Source organism: Pseudomonas sp. OTU5201 (assembly GCF_038440135.1).
Classification (GTDB): Bacteria; Pseudomonadota; Gammaproteobacteria; order Pseudomonadales; family Pseudomonadaceae; genus Metapseudomonas; species Metapseudomonas resinovorans.
The window spans coordinates 162,533-182,930 of record NZ_JASATC010000003.1 but is presented as its reverse complement, the minus strand read 5'-3'; the positions used below and the strand labels follow the sequence as shown (position 1 = coordinate 182,930).

Genomic DNA, 20,398 nt, shown 5'->3' with positions numbered 1-20,398 from the left:
ATGAAAAAGGGCCCCTCGGGGCCCTTTCTCGTTTCCGGTGTTTTCAGTCCAGCGCACGCGCCAGCTGAATCAGCTCCGCCCGCCATTCGGCGGCTACCGGCAACGCCAGGAAGGACGGATTGAGGAAACCCTCGCGAGCTTCATAGGTAAGCGGCTTGCCGGAAAGATCCAGCACCTCGCCGCCAGCGCCTTCGAGCACACCCTGAGCGGCGGCCGTGTCCCACTGGGAAGTGGGGGCCAGGCGCGGGTAGCAGTCCGCTGAACCTTCGGCCAGCAGGCAGAACTTCAGCGAGCTGCCAATATTGGCCAGTTGCAGATCACCGAAGCGCTCACACAGCCACGCTAACAGACGCTCCTGGGCGGGGCTCGAATGACGCTTGCTGGCGACCACGGTGAAGGCTTCGTCCGGCGCGATGCGTACGGCGATTTCGTCGGCTTCGAACTCCTCATCCTGACTCCAGGCGCCAAGGCCGGCACCGCCGTAGTAGCAGCGTCCGGTGACCGGCATGCCGACCACACCGAATACCACCCGGCCGCCTTCGATCAGCGCCACGTTGACGGTGAACTCTTCGCTGCCAGCGATGAATTCCTTGGTGCCATCCAGAGGGTCCACCAGCCACCAACGCTGCCAGCTGGCACGCTCGGCCAGGGGGATGTTCGCCGCCTCTTCGGAAAGCACCGGAATACTTGGATCCAGAGCCACGAGGCCTGCATCCAGCACTTTGTGAGCCGCGAGATCAGCAGCGGTAACAGGAGATGCGTCGTCCTTCTCGGTAATGGCCAGTTCGCCGCGCCAGAAAGGCAGGATGGCGTCACCAGCCTGGCGCACCAGTTCGATTACGGCGGGAAGCAAGGGATGGTTCAAGGTTGGTACTCCCCACGTTGGGTCAGGATGTCTCGGGTCAGGTAGAGCGCGGCCAGGGCGCGACCCTCGCTGAATTGTTGGTGCTGGGCGAGGCTGGACAGTTCGCGCAGGCTGATGCGGTCGACTCGCAGCGGTTCGGGCTCGTCGCCCGGCAGGCTCTCCTCGAAGAGATCACGAGCCAGGACCACCTGGATCTTCTGGCTCATATAGCCAGGGGAGAGGGACAGTTCGGTGAGGTGCTCCAACTGGCGCGCGCCAAATCCGGCCTCTTCCTTGAGCTCACGATTGGCGGCGGCGAGCACGTCCTCGCCTGGCTCGATCAAGCCCTTGGGCAGGGACAGCTGGTAGTCGTCGGTGCCGGCGCAGTACTCCTCCACCAGCAGCACGTGTTCGGCATCGGCCATGGCCACCACCATCACGGCGCCGTAGCCGGCGCCTTTGCCGACCAGGCGTTCGTATGTGCGTTCGACGCCATTGGCGAAGCGCAATTGCAGCTCCTCGACACGGAACAGGCGGCTGCTGGCGACTATCTCGCGAGCGAGCACCGTGGGCTTCTGACGCATAACGGACTCCTTGGCATGACCGGCGGGTTATCATACCCCGCCTTTGCCCAATGTCCCCGCTGGAGATTGCGTGCCAGCGACGGCCAGCGACGTAACGGCGACAGCCCACCGGAACGACCGACAGCCCCCATGCCATCACTGCCCTGGAACGACATCGACACCGTCCTGCTCGACATGGACGGTACCCTGCTCGACCTCCACTTCGATAACTACTTCTGGATGGAGTACCTGCCGCAGCGCTATGCCGAGCACCATGGCATCAGCCGAGAGCTGGCCGACGCCGAGCTGCTGCCGCTGTTTCGCGACAACGCCGGGCAACTGAACTGGTACTGCACGGACTTCTGGAGCCGCGAGTTGCGCCTGTCGATCCGCGAACTCAAGCGCGAGGTGGCGCACCTGATCGCCCTGCGCCCGGATGCCGACGTCTTCCTCGCCGCCCTGCGACGCTCAGGCAAGCGCGTGGCACTGATCACCAATGCCCACCGCGACTCCCTGTCTCTGAAGATGGAGCGAGTCCAGCTCGCCCCCTGGTTCGACCGCCTGATCAGCTCCCACGACTACGGCTATCCCAAGGAAGACCAGCAGTTCTGGCACGCCCTGCAACAGGACTTCGGCTTCGATGCGGCGCGCAGCCTGTTCATCGACGACAGCCTGCCGATCCTGCGCAGTGCGCGACAGTCCGGCATCGCCCACCTGCTGGCGGTACGCGAGCCAGATAGCCGCAAGGGCCCGAAGGACACCGAGGAATTCGCGGCGGTGGAGAACTACCGGAGCCTCGTGGAAGGCCTCCAATAGACTGCGAAGGATCTCGCGCTCTTCACTCCGGGATGCGCAGTACCTGCCCCGGATAGATCTTGTCCGGATGCGAGAGCATCGGTTTGTTGGCCTCGAAGATCTTCATGTAGGCATTGGCATTGCCGTACTCAGTCTTGGCAATGGCGCTCAGGGTGTCGCCCTTCTTCACCGTGACGAAGCGCGCCGGCGCCACGGCGGGTGCACTGACGCTGATCTGATCCTCGACCTGAGCCACACCTTCGACGTTGCCCAGGGCCAGCAGGATCTTCTCCTTCTCTTCCTGGGTCGCCACTTCACCGCGGGCGATCACCTTGTCACCCTCCACCGTCAGCTCGATGGCCGGATTGCCCAGCCCCACCTTGGCCACGTGCTCCTTCAACGTCTCGGCGGCCTGCGCCTCCTGTCCTACCAGGGTTTCCCACAGTTTCACACCCGCTTCTTTGACAAAGTCGAAGATGCCCATGACAGATCCTCTCATTCCATAGGGATGGCGCGCCCGGCGCCTGGGAGGTGCAAGTCTAGACGGCCGTTCCAGTTCAACCTCCACACGGCGACGACAGGCTAGAATCCATGCCCTGATCAAGGAGCCGGCATGGACATCAAGCAACTGAAGTTCCTCATCGCCCTGGAAGAGACCCGGCACTTCGGCCAGGCCGCCGCGCGTTGCCACGTCACCCAACCGACGCTGTCGATGCGCCTGCGCAGCCTCGAAGAAGAACTGGGTCTGGAATTGGTTGTCCGTAGCCAGCGCTTCGAGGGCTTCACGGACGCCGGCCTGCGCGTACTGGCCTGGGCGCGCACGCTGCTGGCGGCCCACGATGGTCTCTATGCCGAGGCGGCAGCCTGCCGCGGCCAACTCGTCGGCACCCTGCGCCTGGGCATGGTGCCGCTGGCCGGCTTCGACCCCATGCGCCTGGTGCAAGCCTTCTCCGGCCCGCACCCGAGCCTGCGCTTCCAACTGTTCTCCCTGAGCTCCGAACAGATTCTCGAAGGCCTGGCGCGCAACCAGCTGGACCTGGGCCTTTCCTACCTCGACCGCCTGGACCGCGAGCACTTCGAAAGCCTGGAACTGGCCCAGACTCGCATGGGCCTGTTGCACGACCGCCGTCACTTCAGCTTCGACATCCCCGCACTGCCCTGGGAAAGCCTGGTGGACCTGCCCCTGGGGCTGCTCTTCGGCGGCATGCACTTCCGCCAGTCCATCGACCATGGTTTTCGCAGCCGTGGCCTCTCGCCTCAGCCCAGGCTGGAGACCGACGCCGTCCACCAACTGCTGCAAGCCGTCAGTGCCGGCCTGTGCTGCGCCATCATGCCGCTGGACAGCGGCCTCGACGACTTCACTGAACACCTGGCGCTGACCCCCATCGAAGATGCCCGCACTCTCGCCCCGCTGGGCCTGATCCTGCGCCGTGGCGCCCCCCGCTCGGCTCTGGCGGACGCCTGCTTCTCCGAAGCGCGGACTTTGCTGGGGCTCGATTCCGCTTCTTGATAAACGCGCTCGATCAGTGAATCGGGAATAGCGATTAGACGCCCTTGCCAGAGGGGCCTAGGATGGCTGAGTCAATCCGTCGCAGGGGGCAATTCGATGCCAAACCCAGACGCCAAGCGCCATCTCACCGCTGTGGATAACCCACCCGCACCCACCGGTTACCAATATGCCGAGCTGGACACCGTCGCACGCGTAGAGGATGCCGACCTGGCGGAAGAATGCGCCCTGGCGATTTCCTACAACGGCATCAGCTACGCCGTCATGATGGTTTCCCCGAGTGCCTTGGAAGACTTCGTCGCGGGCTTCAGCCTGAGCAGCGCGGTGGTGCAATCCATCGACGACATCTATGACATCCAGATCGAAGGCGAAGGTATCGCCCTGCACGCCGAAGTGGACATTGGCAATCGCGCCTTCTGGTCGCTCAAGGAACAGCGCCGCAACCTGGCCGGCACCACCGGCTGTGGCCTCTGCGGCGTGGAAGCGCTGGAACAGGCGCTGCCTGAGCTGCGCTCGCTGGACCCGGCCCCCCTGCCGCCAGCCGAACACTTCCGCGACCTGCGCCGGCGCATCAACGAGGCGCAGGAGTTGGCCCGGCGCAGTGGCGCCCTGCACGCCGCGCTGTTCGTCGATGCCAGCGGGGAGCTGCGCCTGTGCCGTGAAGACATCGGCCGCCACAACGCCCTCGACAAACTCATCGGCGCCCTGCTGCGCCAAGGCCTGGACCCACGCGCGGGTTTCGCCGTGGTCACCAGCCGCTGCAGCCTGGAACTTATCCACAAGGCGGTGCGCGCAGGCCTGTCCACCCTGGTCAGCCTCTCCGCGCCCACCAGCCTGACCGTGGAATGGGCACGCCGGCACCACCTCAACCTCATCCACCTGCCCCACCATAGCGCCCCACGGGTCTACAGCCCGGCGCCAGAAGCGAAAGCCCCGAAAGAATGAGCCTGCAACCCGTACAACCCCGCTACAAACCCTACAAGGGCGCCGCGGCCGGCTGGGGTGCGCTGAAGAGCGTCACTCGCTTCTGGCTGGACAGCAAACAGCCGTTCAAGAACCTGCGCGCCTTGCTCAAGACCAACCAGAGCGGCGGCTTCGACTGCCCCGGCTGCGCCTGGGGCGACTCCCCCGAGGACGGTCGCATCAAGTTCTGTGAGAACGGTGCCAAGGCCGTCAACTGGGAAGCCACCAAGCGCCGGGTGGATGCCGCCTTCTTTGCGCGCTACAGCGTCAGCCAGTTGCGCGAGCAGAGCGACTACTGGCTCGAGTACCAGGGCCGCCTGACCCAACCCATGCGCTACGACCGCCAGACCGACCACTATGTGCCGGTCAGCTGGGAGCACGCCTTCGCCCTCGTCGCCCGGCACCTGCGCAACCTGGAAAGCCCGCACCAGGCCGAGTTCTATACCTCCGGCCGCGCCAGCAACGAGGCAGCCTACCTCTACCAGCTGTTCGTCCGCGCCTTCGGCACCAACAACTTCCCCGACTGCTCGAACATGTGCCACGAGGCCAGTGGCGTAGCCTTGGGCCAGAGCGTTGGCGTGGGCAAGGGCAGCGTGACCTTTCACGACTTCGAACATGCCGACGCCATCTTCGTGCTTGGCCAGAATCCGGGCACCAACCACCCGCGCATGCTCGAACCGCTGCGCGAAGCGGTGAAGCGCGGCGCCCAAGTGGTCTGCTTCAACCCGCTCAAGGAGCGCGGCCTGGAGCGCTTCCAGCATCCGCAGCACGCCCTGGAAATGCTCAGCAACGGCTCACGGCCGCTGAACACCGCCTTCTTCCGTCCGGCACTGGGTGGCGACATGGCGGCCATCCGCGGTATCGCCAAGTTCTTGCTGCAATGGGAACGCGAGGCCCAGGCGAACGGCGAGGCGCCGGTGTTTGACCACGCGTTCATCACCGAGCACACCGACGGCGTCGACGCCTACCTGAGTGAGCTGGACGCCACGCCCTGGACGCAGATCGAACAACAATCCGGCCTGACCCTGGATGAGATCGAGATGGCCGCGCGCATCTATCGCGACGCCGGCAGCGTGATCATCTGCTGGGCCATGGGCATCACCCAGCATCGCCACTCGGTGGCGACCATCCAGGAAATCGTCAACCTGCAACTGCTGCGCGGCAATGTCGGCCGCCCCGGCGCTGGCCTCTGCCCGGTGCGCGGCCACAGCAACGTACAGGGCGACCGCACCATGGGCATCAACGACCGGCCGCCGGCAGCGCTGCTCGATGCCCTGGAGAAACGCTTCGGCTTCCAGGTCCCTCGGGACAATGGCCACAACACGGTGGAAGCGATCAACGCCATGCTCGATGGCCACGCAAAGGTGTTCATTGGCCTCGGCGGCAACTTCGCCCAGGCCACACCGGACAGCCCGCGCACCCATGCCGCGCTGCAGAAATGCGATTTGACGGTGCAGATCAGCACCAAGCTCAACCGCAGCCACCTGACCGTCGGCCAGGAAGCGCTGATCCTCCCCTGCCTCGGTCGCACCGATATCGACCGGCAGGCCGAAGGCCCACAAGCAGTGACGGTGGAAGACTCCTTCAGCATGATCCATGCGTCCTACGGTCAACTGGAGCCCTCCTCCCGCGAGATGCGCTCGGAACCGGCCATCATCGCCGGTATCGCCAAGGCCACCCTAGGCAACCACCCGGTGGACTGGGACGCCCTGGTCGCCCACTACGACCGCATCCGCGAGCTGATCGCCGACACGATTCCCGGCTTCGAGGACTTCAACCGTCGCGTGCAGCACCCGGGCGGCTTCTATCTGGGTAACACCGCCAATGCGCGGCAATGGAGCACGCAGAACGGCCGCGCCAACTTCAGGGCCGCTCCACTGCCGGCTGACCTGCTCCATGAGAAGGTACGCAGCACCGGCGAGAAGCCGCACCTGATCCTCCAGACCCTGCGCTCGCACGACCAGTACAACACCACCATCTACGGCCTGGACGACCGCTACCGCGGCGTACGTGGCCAACGCGAGGTGGTCTTCGCCAACGAGGCAGACATCCGCCGCCTGGGCTTCGAGCCGGGGCAGAAGGTGGACATGGTGACCTTGTGGGACGACGGCGTGGAGCGCCGGGTATCCGGCTTCAGCCTGTTGGCTTTTGACATTCCAACCGGGCAGGCCGCCGCCTACTACCCGGAAACCAACCCACTGGTCCCGCTGGAAAGCTACGGCGAGGGCAGCTACACCCCCACCTCCAAGTTTGTGGCCATCCGCCTCGAAGCCTCCCGGGACAGCGGCCGCATCCTCTGAGGATGCGGGTCCGGATCGGCACCTGCCGGTTCCGGAGCCCCTGGCCGGCGCACGATATTCACCAAGGCATCCACTCGAAATTTCCGCGCGCGCGACCCTGCCGACGCGCAACAATGAGCCGCAAGCCAGTCTTTAACTGCAGTAAGGGAAGTTTGTTTCTCTAACTTGTTTCCGGTAGAAACAATTTGAAATAGGGAATTAATGCCTATATAAAGTCCCGACGGAACTTTATGTTATTGGGCACTTTGCCAGCATTGCAGATGGCGTAAAAAGCAGGAATGGCGCGGGCGGGAATAGGTCTCAGACAGCCCGACTCGGGAAAAGTTCTACCGGCAAATCAAGCAATTAAAAAAATAAGAAAAGTTAGTGCTTTTCGTCGTCCAGCACTTGCGTAAGTTAATTCCCACAGCAAATATCGCCTCACCAAAACCACTGAGGCGATCCTCACCATGAAGTACACCTCGATCCTTCTCCTGTCTCTTGGCCTGGCCAGCGGCAGCGTCTTCGCAGGCGGCAATACCGATGCCGGTATTGGTGGTGCGCTGGGCGGGGTCCTGGGTTCCGTGGTCGGCAATGCCGTGGGCGGCAGCACCGGCGCAGCCATCGGCGCTGGCGTAGGTGGTGCCGCGGGTGGCGCAGTCGCTGCCCCGCGCCGCAACCGTACTGAAGCCGCCATTGGCGGTGGCCTCGGCGCCGCCGGTGGTCAAGTCGTCGGCCGGCAGATGGGCGGAACCACCGGCGGCCTGATCGGCGCAGCCCTGGGTGGCGGCGCTGGCGGCGCCCTGGGCAATGAATACGGCGACAGGAACCGCTACGACGATGACGACTACGATGATGACCATCGCCATTACCGCCGCGCCTACCGCGATCACCCTGGTCGTGGCCACGCCTGGGGCCATCGCAAGCACAAGCACAAGCACCGCGACTGGGATGACTGATCAACACCAGCAATCAAAAAAGCCCGCTTCCAGCGGGCTTTTTTCCTGACCTGAGGCCTGGTCGAGCGACGACCGGCCCCCTTCAGAATCCATAATCTGACCTGTGTCATGAGGTACTCCGCGTTGCCGCGGAACCATGAACACCCCCTTTCGAAACGGAGAAACAGCACGATGCGCAAAGCAGTAACCGCCCTCGCCCTCAGCCTATTGGCAACCCAGGTGGTTGTAGCCGGCGAGACCACCAACAACGCCATCGGTGGCGGCCTCGGCGGCGCCCTGGGCAACGTTGTCGGCAATGCCGTCGGCGGCAGCACCGGCGCGGCAATTGGCGCCGGCCTGGGTGGTGCAGCCGGTAGCGCCATGACCGCCAAGAGCGGCAAGAAGACCGAAGCCGCCATCGGCGGCGGCTTGGGCGCAGCGGGCGGCTCGGTAGCCGGTCGCGCGCTGGGCGGTTCCACCGGTTCCGCCATCGGCGCGGGCCTCGGCGGCGCGGCAGGCGGTGCCATCGCCACCGAACTGACCAAGGACGATCACGACGGTCACCGCAAGCACCGCAAGCATCGCCACTGATCGATGCCCCCATGAAAAAGCCCGGCACTCGTGCCGGGCTTTTTCGTTTCAGCCGGGTATCAACCGATCTGCTCGGCGCGCGCCTCGTCCACATCACCGCTGGTCATGCAGGCAGCCGCAGTGAAGAGCACGTCAGTGGAGGAGTTCAGTGCCGTTTCGGCGGCGTCCTGCAGGATGCCGATGATGAAGCCCACAGCCACCACCTGCATCGCCACTTCGCTGGGGATGCCGAACAGGCTGCACGCCAGCGGGATCAGCAGCAGCGAGCCGCCAGCAACGCCTGAAGCGCCGCAGGCGCAGATGGAAGCCACAACGCTGAGCAGGATGGCGGTGGGGATGTCCACCTGGATACCGAGCGTGGTCACCGCTGCCAAGGTCAGCACGGTGATGGTGATGGCCGCACCTGCCATGTTGATCGTGGCGCCGAGCGGAATGGATACCGAGTAGGTGTCCTCGTGCAGTCCGAGCTTCTCCGCCAGCTGCAGGTTCACCGGAATGTTGGCTGCCGAACTGCGGGTGAAGAAGGCGGTGATGCCGCTTTCACGCAGGCAGGTCAGCACCAGCGGGTAGGGGTTGCGGCGGATCTTCGCGAACACGATCAGCGGGTTCACCACAAAGGCCACAAAGAGCATGCAACCCAGCAGCACCGCCAGCAGGTGAGCGTAGTCGGCCAGCACGCCAACACCGTTCTCCGCCAGGGTCGAAGCCACCAGACCGAAAATCCCCAGCGGCGCCAAGCTGATCACCACACGGACGATCAACGACACACCGTGGGACAGGTCGCTGAACACGTTGCGGGTGGTTTCGCTGCCCTGGCGAATGGCAATTCCCAGACCCACGGCCCAAACCAGGATGCCAATGAAGTTGGCCTCCATCAGGGCCGTGACCGGGTTGGCCACAGCGCTGGACAGCAGGCTCAACAGCACCTCGGAGATGTTTCCGGGCGGGGCCAGGTCAGCGGCCCCGCTGGTCAGGGTGATGGTCGATGGAAAAAGGCTCGAGGCCATTACCGCCACCACGGCAGCGGAGAAGGTGCCGATCAGGTAGAGCACGAGAATCGGGCGGATATGGGTGCGCTCACCCGGTTTGTGGTTGGCGATGGCTGCCGTCACCAGGATGAACACCAGCACGGGCGCCACAGCCTTCAGGGCCATCACGAAGAGCGTGCCCAGCAGGCCAACGGCGCTGGCGTACTCGGGAGAAGTCAGGGCGAGGGCGATGCCGGCGATCAGGCCGATGATGATCCGAGTGACCAGGCTGGTGCGTTTCAAGCGTTGCAGGATGGAGCCGTTTGCGTGAGTCATGGCAGGTACCGCTGAACGTCGGGCCGTGCACTGGCTGGCCCAGAGTGGACATTGAACCCCGATGAGACCTCGCCTTCACTGCCGCAGATCAGCGAAAAAGAAAGCGCCGCGCCGCGTGGTGAATCACCTCGCAGCCGGACGGGTCGTTTCGAGTTTGGCGCGCATTGTGCGGATTCGCACTGCGGATGGGTAGAGCGGACAGACGGTCGGGCAGCTGGATGTCGCTATTTCAGCCGTTTCGGGTCGACTGGGTGAAAGTTGGCTGTAGGGGTGAATTCATTCGCCATGCAAACCGCAGGTCTGCCCCTGAACCTATCCAGGGGCAGTTGCTCTTCCCCGGGGTGACCGGGATCAGCCCTCCACCACCAGCTCCGCCAGCGCCCTGCGCAGTCGCTCGGGGATCGGCACCGGTCGATTGCTCTCGCGGTCGACGAACACATGCACGAAGCGCCCGGCCGCGCAGGCTTCGTCTTCGTCCTGCTTGAAGATCGCCAGTTCATATTGCACCGAGCTGTTGCCCAGCTTGCCCACCCTTAGCCCGACCTCGATGCGGTCGGGAAAGGCAATGGAGGCGAAGTAATCGCAAGAGGAACTGACCACGAAGCCCACCACGTTGCCGTCGTGAATATCCAGGCCGCCCTGCTCGATCAGATAGGTGTTCACCGCGCTGTCGAAGTAGCCGTAATACACCACGTTGTTCACATGGCCGTAGATGTCGTTGTCGTGCCAGCGCGTGGTGATGGGCTGAAAGTGGCGGTAGTCGCCACGCAGGTGCTGGGGTTGGCTCATGGGGTTCCCTGGATTCGGTTGGATCGATTCATGTAGGAGCGAGCTTGCTCGCGAACGGATGCATTCGCCAGCAAGCAGGCGCCTACAGGAGGCTCAGTAGGCCGCCTGGTAAATGGCCAGGGCCTGGGCCTCACTGACCTCGCGCGGATTATTCACCAGCAGCCGCTGTTGCAACATGGCGTCGCTGGCCAGCTTGCCCAGCATGTCCTGCGGCACGCCGGCTTCTCGCAAGCGTGTCGGCAGGCCACTGCGGGCGCTGAAATCGGCCAGTTCGAGGATCAACTGTTCGGTGAGTTGGGTGTCGCTACCGGGTTTGAGCTTGCTCCCAAGCACCAGCGGTGCCAGCGACGCATAGAGAGGCGCGGCCGCCTCGGCGTTGAAACCCAGCACATGGGGCAGCACCAGCGCGTTGGATAGCCCGTGGGGAATATGGAAGTGCCCGCCCAGGGGATACGCCAGGGCATGCACAGCCGCGACCGGGGCGTTGGCGAATGCCTGGCCGGCGAGACAGGCACCCAGCAACATGGCCTGGCGAGCCTCGCGGTTGCGACCGTTGTGTACCACCGTATCGAGATTACCGGCCAGCAGGCGCAGGGCCTCGCGGGCAAGCAGGTCGGACAGCGGGTTCTTCTTCAACTTGCTGGTGTAGGCCTCGATGGCATGAACCATCGCGTCGATACCGGTGGCCGCAGTCACCGCCGCCGGCAGCCCAAGCGTCAGGTCCGCGTCCAGCAATGCCAGGTCCGGCAACAGCAGCGGCGACACCACGCCCATCTTGGTGGTTTCGCCGGTGGTGACGATGGCGATGGGGGTTACCTCGGAGCCGGTTCCGGCAGTGGTCGGCACTTGCATCAACGGCAGGCGCCGACCCCGCGCGTTGCCCACGCCATAAATATCCGCCAGCCCCTGGCGACAATCCGGGTGCGCCAGCAGGGCCACCAGCTTGGCCACATCCATGGAGCTGCCACCGCCGAAGCCCACCACCAGTTCCGCATCGAGGGTCCGCGCCAGAGCCACCGCCTCCAGCACGATGGCTTCCGGCGGATCGGCCTGGACGCGATCGTAGACGGCAACGGTCAGGCCGGCGGCGGCGAAGCCGGGAAGGACCTCATCGAGCAGGCCGAAATGCGTAATACCCGGGTCGGTGACCAGCAGCACACGCTGGGCGCCGCGCTCGCGGCACAGCTCGGCCAGGCGTACGGCCGAACCGGATTCGCAGAGAATCTGCGCGGTGGTGGCAAAACTGAAGGGCTGCATCTTGGCGTCCTCCTTTGTTGTGTGTGCGCCGCGATGGCGCGGCACGCAGAGTGGGCAGGCTCAGAACGCGAAATGCGCCTCGGGCAAGGCCATCAGGCAATCCGCGCCACCCAACAGGGCTTCACGGTGACCGCTGGCACGCGGCAGCACGCGGCGCATGTAGAAGCGCGCGCTGTGCAGTTTGGCCTGGTAGAAGTCCACGTCCGACGTGCCCGCGCCCAGTGCGTCCTGGGCGCGGGCCGCAGCCTGCAACCAGAACCCTGCCAATAGCACATAGGCGGAGTATTGGAGGAAGTCCACCGAGGCGGCGCCGATTTCCTCCGGGTCCTCCCGTACCCGATCCAGCAAGGTGACGGTCAGGGCACGCCACTCCTGCAGGCGTGCCAGTACCGCGCCGGCCAGCTCGGCCAGCTCCCCACGGCTGGCCTGGGCATCGGCCAGGGCAGCGAACTCATCCTGCAATGCGGTCAGTTCAGCACCGCCATCACCCATCAGCTTGCGGCGGATCAGGTCGAGCGCCTGGATGCCGTTGGTGCCTTCGTAGATTTGCGTAATGCGGCTGTCGCGCATCAGCTGTTCCATGCCCCACTCGCGGATGAAGCCGTGACCTCCATAGATCTGCACACCCAGACTGGCCACCTCCTGCCCCATGTCGGTGAGGAAGGCTTTGACGATGGGGATCAGCAGTGCCGCGCGGCGGCCGGCCGTCTTGCGCTGGCCGACGTCCGGGTGCCCGTGCTCCAGGTCCAGTTGGCGTCCGCAATAGGCGGCCAGCATGCGGCTGCCTTCCACCAGGGTCTTCTGGGTCAGCAGCATGCGCCGCACGTCGGGGTGGTGGATGATCGGGTCAGCGGGCTTGTCCGGCGCCGCCGGGCCGCTGAGGGCGCGTGACTGCAGGCGTTCACGGGCATAGGCCAGAGCCCCCTGGAAGGCCTGCTCGCCAATGCCGAGCCCTTGCAGGCCAACCTGGAAGCGCGCGTCGTTCATCATGGTGAACATGCAGGCCAGGCCCTGGTTGGCTTCGCCGATCAGCCAGCCAGTAGCACCGTCGAAGTTCATGACGCAGGTGGCCGCGCCCTTGATGCCCATCTTGTGCTCGATGGCGCCGCAACCCAGGGCGTTCTTCGTCCCAGGCGTACCGTCGGGGTTGGCGATGAACTTGGGCACCAGCAGCAGGCTGATGCCCTTCACTCCGGCAGGGGCATCCGGCAGGCGCGCCAGCACCAGGTGGACGATGTTCTCGGAAAGGTCCTGCTCACCGCCGCTGATGAAGATCTTGCTGCCGCTGACCTTGTAGCTGCCATCGGCCTGAGGCTCGGCGCGGGTGCGCAGCAGGGCCAGGTCGGTGCCGGCCTGAGGCTCGGTCAGGCACATGGTGCCGGCCCACTGACCGCTCACCAGTTTTTCCAGGTAGGCCTGCTTGAGTGCGTCGCTGCCGTGCTTGTGCAGCGCTACCACAGCGCCTTCAGTGAGGCCGGAATAGACACGGAAGGACAGACTGGCGCCCATCAGCATCTCGTGGAAGTTGCAGGCGACCATCTGCGGGAATCCCTGGCCACCAAACTCCTGCGGCCCGGTCATGCTCGCCCAGCCGTTGTCGCAATACTGCCGATAGGCTTCGCGGAAGCCCCGAGGTGTGGTCACCGCGCCCTGTGCCAGGGTCACGCCTTCCTCGTCGCTGTTACGGTTGAGCGGCGAAACCACTTCGCTGGCATAACGCGCGCCCTCTTCCAGCACGCCGTCAATCAGCTCGCGGTCCAGGCCGTTGGCCAGCAGCTCGCAGTGGCTGGAAACATCGAAGAGTTCGTGAAGCACAAAGCGCATATCACGCAGGGGTGCCTTGTAAGCCATGTCAGGCCTCCTCTTGGAAATCGGCAAAGCGGCCATCGGATTCAGCCAGCCGGCAGATCAAGTTGGCCGGTTGCCAGTGGGTGCCGAAGCGTTCGGCCAGGGCATCCAGGCGCCCGCGAATGGCAGGCAGACCCTGGTTGTCGGCCCAGGCCATTGGCCCGCCCTTGTCCGCCGGGAAGCCGTAGCCATTGAGGTAAACGGTGTCGATATCGGCGCTGGAAGTGGCGATGCCTTCTTCGAGAATCTTCGCCCCTTCATTGACCAGGGCCAGCAGGCAACGCTCGAGGATTTCCTCCGGGCCGATATCGCGGCGCAAAAAGCCGAGTTGCTCGGAAACCTGCAGCACCAGCGCATCAACCTCAGGGTCGTGTTCGGCCTGACGGCTGCCTTCGGCGTAGCGGTAGTAGCCCATGCGCGCCTTCTGGCCGAAGCGACCGAGGCCGCAGAGGCGGTTGTCCACCTGTACCGCCGGGTCGTCCTGGCCTTTGCCGGCCAATTCGCGGGCGCGCCACTCCAGGTCGATGCCCACCACGTCGTACATGCGGAACGGACCCATGGCGAATCCGAAGCCTTGCAGGGTGCTATCCACCTGGTGCGGGAAGGCACCCTCCAGCAGCAGCATCCGCGCCTCGCGCACATAGGTGTGAAGCATGCGGTTGCCGATGAAACCCTTGCAGTTCCCCGCCACCACACTGACCTTGCCCATGCGCTTGCCCAGTTCCTGGGCGGCGTCGAGAACGTCTGGGGCGGTGCGCGCGCCACGGACGATTTCCAGCAGCTTCATGATGTGCGCCGGGCTGAAGAAGTGCAGGCCGAGAACCTGTTGCGGGCGCTGGGTGATGGCGGCAATGGCGTCGATGTCCAGGGCCGAGGTGTTGCTGGCGAGGATGGCGTCCGGCTTCAGGCGGGCATCCAGCTCACGGAAGATGGCTTGCTTGAGTTCGAGGTTTTCAAACACCGCCTCGATCACCAGGTCGACCTCCGCCAGGTCGTCGTAGCTGCCCACCGCCTGGATGCGCGCCACACGCTCGGCAGCCTGGGCCTCGCTGATGCGCCCCTGGCGTACGTTGTGGGCGTAGGTGTCGGCAACCGCCCCTTGTGCCTGTTCGAGCATCTGCGGGTTGTTGTCCAGCCAGCGGACATCAAGGCCGGCGCTGGCCAGGCTCATGACGATACCGCGGCCCATGGTGCCGGCGCCGATCACGGCGGCCCGCTGGATGTTGAATACGCTCTGGGTCATGGGTGGCCCTCTTGTTGTTCTGATGGGGAGACAAAATCGCCAATCACCTTAAGGAAGCCGGTACTATTTTTGAAATTTAGTCTTGTGATACGTGGCATTCCCCTGGTGAATATCTCCAACTTCGATCTCAACCTCCTGCGGGTGCTGGACGCCCTGCTGCGCGAGCGCAACGTCTCCCGCGCGGCGGAGCGCCTGTCCCTCAGCCAGCCGGCGGTGAGCAATGCACTCAACCGCCTGCGCGAACTGCTCGGCGACCCGCTTCTGGTACGCGTGGGCCGGGCGATGCAGCCCACGCCGCGGGCGCTGGCCCTGGAAACGCCCATTCGCGCCGCGCTCAAACAGATCGAACAGAGCCTCGTCATCGGCGAAGGCTTCGACCCGGCGCGCAGCCGTCAGCGCTTCACCATCGCCGTGACGGACTATGTGGAGCTGATCTGCATGCCGCGCCTGCTGCAGCAACTGGCCGAAGAAGCGCCGGGGGTGAAGATCGCCATCCGCCATCTCTCGCCGAGCCTGCCCTCCGCCGCGCTGGACCAGGGTGAACTGGACCTGGTGCTGGGCCGCTTCGAAAGCATTCCTTCGCGTTTCGCCAGCCGCCGCTGGATGAGCGAGTCGCTGCGGCTGGTCGCCCGGCGCGACCATCCGCAATTGCAGGAAGCGCCCGACCTGTCCAGCTTCCTCAGGCTACGTCACCTCTGGGTACACGGTGGCCAGACCAAAGGCATGGTCGATCAGTGGCTGGGGGAACAAGGCCTGGCGCGGGACATCGTCTACACCACGCCGAACTACCTGCAGGCGGCGCACATCGTGGCCGGTACCGACCTCACCGTGGTGCTGCCGGCGCGGCTGGCCCAGCACTTCGCCAGCCTGCTGCCCTTGCTGGTGCAGCCCCTGCCCTTCGCCCTCGGCCCCTTTCATCTCGACCTGGTGAGCGTGGCCCAGCGTGAAGAGGACGAAGCGCTGCAATGGCTAATCGAGCGCTTGATGGCCATTGGCAGGACATGAAAACGCCGCCGCGGCACAAGGCAGCGGCGGCGTTTTCAGGGTGGACCACGCTTTACCGGTCCACCATCGGGGTTCGGCAAGACGCCGTCGGTGGATAGAAAAGCGCTATCCACCCGACGGGACAGCCCCGGAGTCAGAACCGGTCGCGGATCACCGCCTCGTCGAAGGCCAGCTTGCCGATGCGCGGCTTGGCCGGGGCGGCCTGCTTGCCCACCGCGACCATCAGGCCGATGGCGTGGTTTTCCGGAAGGCGGATCAGATCGGCTACGGCGTCGAAGTCGAAGCCGTCCATGGGGCAGGTATCCAGCCCCTTGCCACGAGCGGCGAGCATCAGGGTCTGGGCCACCAGGCCACAGCTGCGCATCACTTCGTCACGCTGCACGCGGGGCTTGTCACGGTAGTAGTTGTCGATGGCGCCGGCCATGAAGTCCTGCACCGGCTGCGGAGCTTCGGCCCAGACGCGGGCGGCGTCCTTTTCCCAGGCGTCGAGGCGCGCGCAGACGATCACCAGCATCGAAGCCTCGGTCACCTGGGCCTGGTCCCAGGCCACGTCGCGAATGCGCTGACGCAGGGCCGGATCGCTGACTTCCACCAGGCGCACGTGCTGCAGGTTGAAGGCGGTAGGCGCGAGCAGGGCCAATTGCAGCAGTTCGTCCTTCTGTTCACGGCTGATGCTGTGATTGGTGTCGTAGCCCTTGATGGCGCGGCGGCTACGGATGGCTTCATCAATATGCATGGAGTGCTCCTAGGAGTGGCGAAATTGAAAGTGCGCCATCCTAAGCAGCCGACACGCCCGCTACCAACGCTGATTAATGATTAAACCCATCAAAAAATCAGAATGCCGCGATGAGTCTCAGCCTGCTTGCTGACTCACCCAGTCGCGCACCTCAGCGTAGGGATAAGCCTCCAGCGCGGCGAAGCCCTGCAGGTTGCGCGCCTTGAGCCGGGTGAAGAGCGGCGCGCTGATGCCACAGAGCAGGCGGGTCAGGCACTCGGCGCTGGGGGATTCGCCCTTCAGTTCCGCGAAGCGCTGGATGAAACCGCCGCACAGAGCACTGAAGCTGCGCTCCGCGAGCGGAGCAAGTGCCGGCGGCGCGGGCAGGCGTGCCACGCGGCCGTGGCAGACCGAGCAATGGCCGCAACGCTCCGGCACATCGCGGTCGCCAAAGTAATGGGCCAGTCGCGCGCTGAGGCAAGTCTCGCTGGCGAATAGCGCCAGCATTGCCTGGATCCGGGCGATCTCGCTGTCTTCCTGCTGGCGGAAGTAGCTGTGCAGTTCGGCGGCCAGCGCGTCCGTATCGAAATCGGGCCTCAGCACGGCGTAGACCTCGGTCATCTGCTTGCTTTCCAGCTCGATCCAGCCGCGCTCCTGGAAGTAATCCAAGGCCTTCACCACACGGCTGCGTTCGGCGCTGTACTGGCGGTAGAGGCTGTCGAAATCCACCGTGCACCAGGTGCGCGCGCGGGTTGAGGTACGCACCAGCGCCTCGACGAACTGGCGGCGCTCGCCTTCGAACTTCGCCACCAGCGCTTCAGGCTCGAGCAGGTACTTGAAGCGGTACTCGGCAAAGTAGGCGAACAGCGGCGCGATGATGCCGCGAAGCTCCAGTTGCACCAGCAGCGTCTTGAGCGGTAACTGACGAATATTGCTCTGGTCGGAGAGCGCGCCGAGCATCAGCTCCCAGCGGTCGCCGCCCTGCCCCGCCGCCTTGAGCTCCGCCAGCACCTGGCGGATGCCGGACGACTCCGGGGTGTCGCCGTAGACGAAGTTTTCCAGCACGTTCAGGCTGTCGCGGTTCGCCAGCACCAGGCAATCCGAAGGCTGGCCGTCACGCCCGGCGCGGCCAATCTCCTGGCTGTAGTTCTCCACCGATTTGGGCAGGTCGTAGTGCACGACCTGGCGGATGTCGCTCTTGTCGATGCCCATGCCGAAGGCAATGGTGGCGACCATCACATTGACCTCTCCGGCCATGAACCGGCGCTGCAGTGCTTCGCGCGCTTCAATGGGCATTCCGGCGTGGTAAGCGCTGGCAGCGATGCCGCGCTCGCTGAGGTGCCTGGCAACCTCTTCAGCGGTCTTTTGCAGGGTCACGTAGACGATGGCCGGCTGCCCGACGCGGGAGCCCAGCCAATCCACCAGCCGCTGCAGTTTGCGTGCGCCGGCTACAGGCTCCACCAGCAGGTTGAGATTGGGGCGATAGAAGCCGGTGGTGATGACATCGGCGTCGGCGATAGCAAACTTGCGCTGCATGTCGACGATCACCGTCGGCGTCGCGGTGGCGGTCAGCAACAGCACCTGGGGAATGCCGAACTGGCGCTGGTACTCGGGCAGCTTGAGGTAGTCGGGGCGGAAGTTGTGGCCCCATTCGGAAATGCAGTGGGCCTCGTCCACCACCAGCAGGGAAATCGGCACCTGCTGGATGAAGCTGCGGAAGCGCTCGTTCTTCAGACGCTCCACGGAGATCATCAGGATCTTCAGCTCGCCGGAACGGGCCCGCGCCATGACCTCGGCGACCTCCTCGCGGCTCTGCGCCGAGTCGATACTGGCGGCGGCGATGCCGTGGCGGTGAAGGAAGGCCAGTTGGTCCTGCATCAGGGCCAGCAGTGGCGACACCACCAGGGTCCGGTGCGGCAGGTGCAACGCCGGCAACTGGTAGCACAGTGACTTGCCGGACCCGGTGGGGAAGATGGCGGCGGCCGAGCGACCAGCCAGCACGGCGGAGATGGCGGCTTCCTGGCCGGGGCGGAAATGGTCGTAGCCGAAGACGCGAGCGAGGGTGTCGAGCATGCGGGTCTCTCCTGTACCAGTCATAGGCGAGCCTCTCATCCTTGGGAGGACCCTACTGAGCCAAATGAAAAAGCCGCCCGGAGGCGGCTTCTTCGACAAGGACGCGGGGCGGCTTAGAGCTGCGGGCCGGCGTTCTTGATGGCGTCGGAGACGTCGAACTTCTTGAAGTTCTCGACGAACTGCTTGGCCAGGGCCTTGGCAGCTTCGTCGTAGGCAGCCTTGTCAGCCCAGGTGTTGCGCGGGTTGAGCAGGTTGGTTTCGACGCCCGGAACGGCCTTCGGCACGTCCAGGTTGATGGTGTCCAGGTGCTCGGTCTCGGCACCGATCAGGGCACCGCTCTGGATGGCAGCGATCACGCCACGGGTGGTCGGGATGTTGAAGCGCTTGCCAACGCCGTAGCCACCGCCGGTCCAGCCGGTGTTGACCAGGTACACCTTGGAGCCGAAGCCCTGGATGCGCTTGATCAGCAGCTCTGCGTACTCGCCAGCCGGACGCGGGAAGAACGGCGCGCCGAAGCAGGTGGAGAAGGTGGACTTGATGCCGCCGCCGGAACCCATTTCGGTGGAGCCGACCAGCGCGGTGTAGCCAGACAGGAAGTGGTAGGCAGCCTGCTCGTTGTTCAGGATGGAAACGGGCGGCAGTACGCCGGTCAGGTCGCAGGTCAGGAAGATCACTGCGTTCGGCTCGCCGGCACGGTTGGCCTCGACGCGCTTCTCGACCAGGTGCAGCGGGTAGGCCGCACGGGTGTTCTGGGTCAGGCTGTCATCGCTGTAGTCGGGCAGGCGGGTTTCCGGGTTCAGTACCACGTTTTCCAGCACGGCGCCGAACTGGATGGCCTTCCAGATTACCGGCTCGTTCTTCTCGGACAGGTCGATGCACTTGGCATAGCAACCGCCTTCGATGTTGAACACAGTGCCCACGCCCCAGCCGTGCTCGTCGTCACCGATCAGGTAACGGCTTTCGTCAGCAGACAAGGTGGTCTTGCCGGTGCCGGACAGGCCGAAGAACAGGGTGGTGTCGCCTTCTTCGCCAACGTTGGCGGCGCAGTGCATCGGCAGCACGTCTTTCTCCGGCAGCAGGAAGTTCTGCACGGAGAACATGGCCTTCTTCATCTCACCGGCGTAGCGCATGCCGGCGATCAGGACTTTCTTGGCGGCGAAGTTGAGGATCACGCAACCATCGGAGTTGGTGCCATCACGCTCCGGCTCGCAGACGAAGTTCGGCGCGTTGATGATCTGCCATTCCTGGCGGGACTGCGGGTTGTACTGTTCCGGGTTGATGAACAGGCAACGGCCGAACAGGTTGTGCCAGGCGGTCTCGGTGGTCATCTTGACGGCCAGGTAGTGCTCGGGATCCGAACCAACGTGCACATGCGAAACGAAACGCTCACGCTCGGTCACATAAGCTTCAACGCGAGCCCACAGTGCATCGAATTTGTCTGCCGGGAAGGGGCGGTTGATGTTGCCCCAGGCGATCTTGGCTTCGGTGCTCGGCTCTTGAACGATGAAACGATCTGCCGGAGAACGACCGGTGCGGTGGCCGGTCTGGACGACCAACGAACCGTTGGCGGCCAGTTCACCCTCGCCACGGCGGATGGCCTCTTCGACCAGTTGCGCGGCGCTGATATCGGTGTACACGGCGGTATTGGCTTGCGTCATGTGGTTCCCCGTCGGCGAAAAGCCGA

18 protein-coding genes are annotated in these 20,398 nt (G+C 64.6%); 7 read left to right on the top strand and 11 right to left on the bottom strand.

Going from position 1 to position 20,398, the window contains the following annotated elements:
* Window positions 1-43: 43 nt before the first annotated feature.
* Together cysQ and nudE are read right to left on the bottom strand one after the other, a co-directional pair.
* The gene (gene cysQ, locus AAHM40_RS03280; protein ID WP_342243389.1) at window positions 44-865 is read right to left on the bottom strand and encodes a 3'(2'),5'-bisphosphate nucleotidase CysQ; all 822 of its coding nucleotides are present in this window, start codon (window positions 863-865) and stop codon (window positions 44-46) included.
* Window positions 862-1,428, bottom strand: coding sequence for an ADP compounds hydrolase NudE (nudE, locus tag AAHM40_RS03275; RefSeq protein WP_342243388.1), 567 nt, complete (start codon window positions 1,426-1,428; stop codon window positions 862-864). The genes cysQ and nudE overlap by 4 nt, the downstream gene beginning before the upstream one ends.
* Window positions 1,429-1,557: 129 nt before the next feature.
* Here nudE and yrfG point away from each other — a divergent pair, with 129 nt between their 5' ends.
* Window positions 1,558-2,223, top strand: coding sequence for a GMP/IMP nucleotidase (gene yrfG / locus AAHM40_RS03270; protein ID WP_342243387.1), 666 nt, complete (start codon window positions 1,558-1,560; stop codon window positions 2,221-2,223).
* A 22-nt stretch (window positions 2,224-2,245) separates the two neighbouring features.
* Here the strand turns inward: yrfG and lysM are convergent, their stop codons facing one another.
* Entirely contained in the window at window positions 2,246-2,686 is a 441-nt protein-coding gene (lysM, locus tag AAHM40_RS03265; RefSeq protein ID WP_028626774.1) for a peptidoglycan-binding protein LysM, read from the bottom strand.
* Between the two features lie 129 nt (window positions 2,687-2,815).
* On the opposite strand from lysM, the gene AAHM40_RS03260 reads away from it, so the two are divergent.
* The 5 genes from AAHM40_RS03260 (at window position 2,816) to AAHM40_RS03240 (ending at window position 8,480) form a co-directional block, all read left to right on the top strand.
* Entirely contained in the window at window positions 2,816-3,712 is an 897-nt protein-coding gene (locus AAHM40_RS03260; RefSeq protein ID WP_028626775.1) for a LysR family transcriptional regulator, read from the top strand.
* Between the two features lie 96 nt (window positions 3,713-3,808).
* Complete coding sequence (fdhD, locus tag AAHM40_RS03255) at window positions 3,809-4,654, top strand: formate dehydrogenase accessory sulfurtransferase FdhD (RefSeq protein ID WP_342243386.1); 846 nt, start codon at window positions 3,809-3,811, stop codon at window positions 4,652-4,654.
* On the top strand, window positions 4,651-6,972 hold the full coding sequence (locus AAHM40_RS03250; RefSeq protein WP_342243385.1) for an FdhF/YdeP family oxidoreductase: 2,322 nt from the start codon (window positions 4,651-4,653) through the stop codon (window positions 6,970-6,972). Before fdhD ends, AAHM40_RS03250 begins: the two co-directional genes overlap by 4 nt.
* Window positions 6,973-7,421: 449 nt before the next feature.
* Entirely contained in the window at window positions 7,422-7,910 is a 489-nt protein-coding gene (locus tag AAHM40_RS03245; protein ID WP_342243384.1) for a hypothetical protein, read from the top strand.
* A gap of 171 nt (window positions 7,911-8,081) precedes the next feature.
* Entirely contained in the window at window positions 8,082-8,480 is a 399-nt protein-coding gene (locus AAHM40_RS03240; protein ID WP_028626779.1) for a glycine zipper domain-containing protein, read from the top strand.
* Window positions 8,481-8,539: 59 nt separating this feature from the next.
* Here AAHM40_RS03240 and sstT read toward each other — a convergent pair whose 3' ends face one another.
* From sstT to AAHM40_RS03215, 5 genes are all read right to left on the bottom strand, one after another.
* Window positions 8,540-9,784, bottom strand: coding sequence for a serine/threonine transporter SstT (sstT, locus tag AAHM40_RS03235; RefSeq protein WP_342243383.1), 1,245 nt, complete (start codon window positions 9,782-9,784; stop codon window positions 8,540-8,542).
* Window positions 9,785-10,135: 351 nt separating this feature from the next.
* Window positions 10,136-10,573, bottom strand: coding sequence for an acyl-CoA thioesterase (locus AAHM40_RS03230; protein ID WP_342243382.1), 438 nt, complete (start codon window positions 10,571-10,573; stop codon window positions 10,136-10,138).
* 93 nt (window positions 10,574-10,666) lie between these two features.
* Complete coding sequence (locus tag AAHM40_RS03225; protein WP_342243381.1) at window positions 10,667-11,830, bottom strand: iron-containing alcohol dehydrogenase; 1,164 nt, start codon at window positions 11,828-11,830, stop codon at window positions 10,667-10,669.
* A 60-nt stretch (window positions 11,831-11,890) separates the two neighbouring features.
* On the bottom strand, window positions 11,891-13,681 hold the full coding sequence (locus tag AAHM40_RS03220) for an acyl-CoA dehydrogenase C-terminal domain-containing protein (protein ID WP_342243380.1): 1,791 nt from the start codon (window positions 13,679-13,681) through the stop codon (window positions 11,891-11,893).
* Between the two features lies 1 nt (window position 13,682).
* On the bottom strand, window positions 13,683-14,921 hold the full coding sequence (locus AAHM40_RS03215) for a 3-hydroxyacyl-CoA dehydrogenase (RefSeq protein WP_342243379.1): 1,239 nt from the start codon (window positions 14,919-14,921) through the stop codon (window positions 13,683-13,685).
* A 105-nt stretch (window positions 14,922-15,026) separates the two neighbouring features.
* On the opposite strand from AAHM40_RS03215, the gene AAHM40_RS03210 reads away from it, so the two are divergent.
* Window positions 15,027-15,926 (top strand): LysR family transcriptional regulator, encoded by a 900-nt coding sequence (locus tag AAHM40_RS03210; protein ID WP_342243424.1) that lies wholly within the window; start codon window positions 15,027-15,029, stop codon window positions 15,924-15,926.
* A gap of 133 nt (window positions 15,927-16,059) precedes the next feature.
* On the opposite strand, the gene AAHM40_RS03205 is transcribed toward AAHM40_RS03210, so the two are convergent.
* The 3 genes from AAHM40_RS03205 to AAHM40_RS03195 all read right to left on the bottom strand — a co-directional run bounded on the left by AAHM40_RS03205 (window position 16,060) and on the right by AAHM40_RS03195 (window position 20,372).
* The gene (locus AAHM40_RS03205; protein ID WP_342243378.1) at window positions 16,060-16,662 is read right to left on the bottom strand and encodes a nitroreductase family protein; all 603 of its coding nucleotides are present in this window, start codon (window positions 16,660-16,662) and stop codon (window positions 16,060-16,062) included.
* A 117-nt stretch (window positions 16,663-16,779) separates the two neighbouring features.
* Window positions 16,780-18,714, bottom strand: coding sequence for a RecQ family ATP-dependent DNA helicase (locus AAHM40_RS03200; protein ID WP_342243377.1), 1,935 nt, complete (start codon window positions 18,712-18,714; stop codon window positions 16,780-16,782).
* 113 nt (window positions 18,715-18,827) lie between these two features.
* Window positions 18,828-20,372 carry a phosphoenolpyruvate carboxykinase gene (locus AAHM40_RS03195; protein WP_342243376.1) on the bottom strand — a complete coding sequence of 515 codons (1,545 nt, stop codon included), beginning with the start codon at window positions 20,370-20,372 and terminating at the stop codon, window positions 18,828-18,830.
* Window positions 20,373-20,398 lie beyond the last annotated feature (26 nt).

What these genes read in the sequence shown, in the direction of transcription:
- nudE (WP_342243388.1), bottom strand. Translation starts at nt 1,428, where the DNA reads ATGCGTCAGAAGCCCACGGTGCTCGCTCGCGAGATAGTCGCCAGCAGC.
- yrfG (WP_342243387.1), top strand. Translation starts at nt 1,558, where the DNA reads ATGCCATCACTGCCCTGGAACGACATCGACACCGTCCTGCTCGACATG.
- lysM (WP_028626774.1), bottom strand. Translation starts at nt 2,686, where the DNA reads ATGGGCATCTTCGACTTTGTCAAAGAAGCGGGTGTGAAACTGTGGGAA.
- AAHM40_RS03260 (WP_028626775.1), top strand. Translation starts at nt 2,816, where the DNA reads ATGGACATCAAGCAACTGAAGTTCCTCATCGCCCTGGAAGAGACCCGG.
- fdhD (WP_342243386.1), top strand. Translation starts at nt 3,809, where the DNA reads ATGCCAAACCCAGACGCCAAGCGCCATCTCACCGCTGTGGATAACCCA.
- AAHM40_RS03250 (WP_342243385.1), top strand. Translation starts at nt 4,651, where the DNA reads ATGAGCCTGCAACCCGTACAACCCCGCTACAAACCCTACAAGGGCGCC.
- AAHM40_RS03245 (WP_342243384.1), top strand. Translation starts at nt 7,422, where the DNA reads ATGAAGTACACCTCGATCCTTCTCCTGTCTCTTGGCCTGGCCAGCGGC.
- AAHM40_RS03240 (WP_028626779.1), top strand. Translation starts at nt 8,082, where the DNA reads ATGCGCAAAGCAGTAACCGCCCTCGCCCTCAGCCTATTGGCAACCCAG.
- sstT (WP_342243383.1), bottom strand. Translation starts at nt 9,784, where the DNA reads ATGACTCACGCAAACGGCTCCATCCTGCAACGCTTGAAACGCACCAGC.
- AAHM40_RS03230 (WP_342243382.1), bottom strand. Translation starts at nt 10,573, where the DNA reads ATGAGCCAACCCCAGCACCTGCGTGGCGACTACCGCCACTTTCAGCCC.
- AAHM40_RS03225 (WP_342243381.1), bottom strand. Translation starts at nt 11,830, where the DNA reads ATGCAGCCCTTCAGTTTTGCCACCACCGCGCAGATTCTCTGCGAATCC.
- AAHM40_RS03220 (WP_342243380.1), bottom strand. Translation starts at nt 13,681, where the DNA reads ATGGCTTACAAGGCACCCCTGCGTGATATGCGCTTTGTGCTTCACGAA.
- AAHM40_RS03215 (WP_342243379.1), bottom strand. Translation starts at nt 14,921, where the DNA reads ATGACCCAGAGCGTATTCAACATCCAGCGGGCCGCCGTGATCGGCGCC.
- AAHM40_RS03205 (WP_342243378.1), bottom strand. Translation starts at nt 16,662, where the DNA reads ATGCATATTGATGAAGCCATCCGTAGCCGCCGCGCCATCAAGGGCTAC.
- AAHM40_RS03200 (WP_342243377.1), bottom strand. Translation starts at nt 18,714, where the DNA reads ATGCTCGACACCCTCGCTCGCGTCTTCGGCTACGACCATTTCCGCCCC.
- AAHM40_RS03195 (WP_342243376.1), bottom strand. Translation starts at nt 20,372, where the DNA reads ATGACGCAAGCCAATACCGCCGTGTACACCGATATCAGCGCCGCGCAA.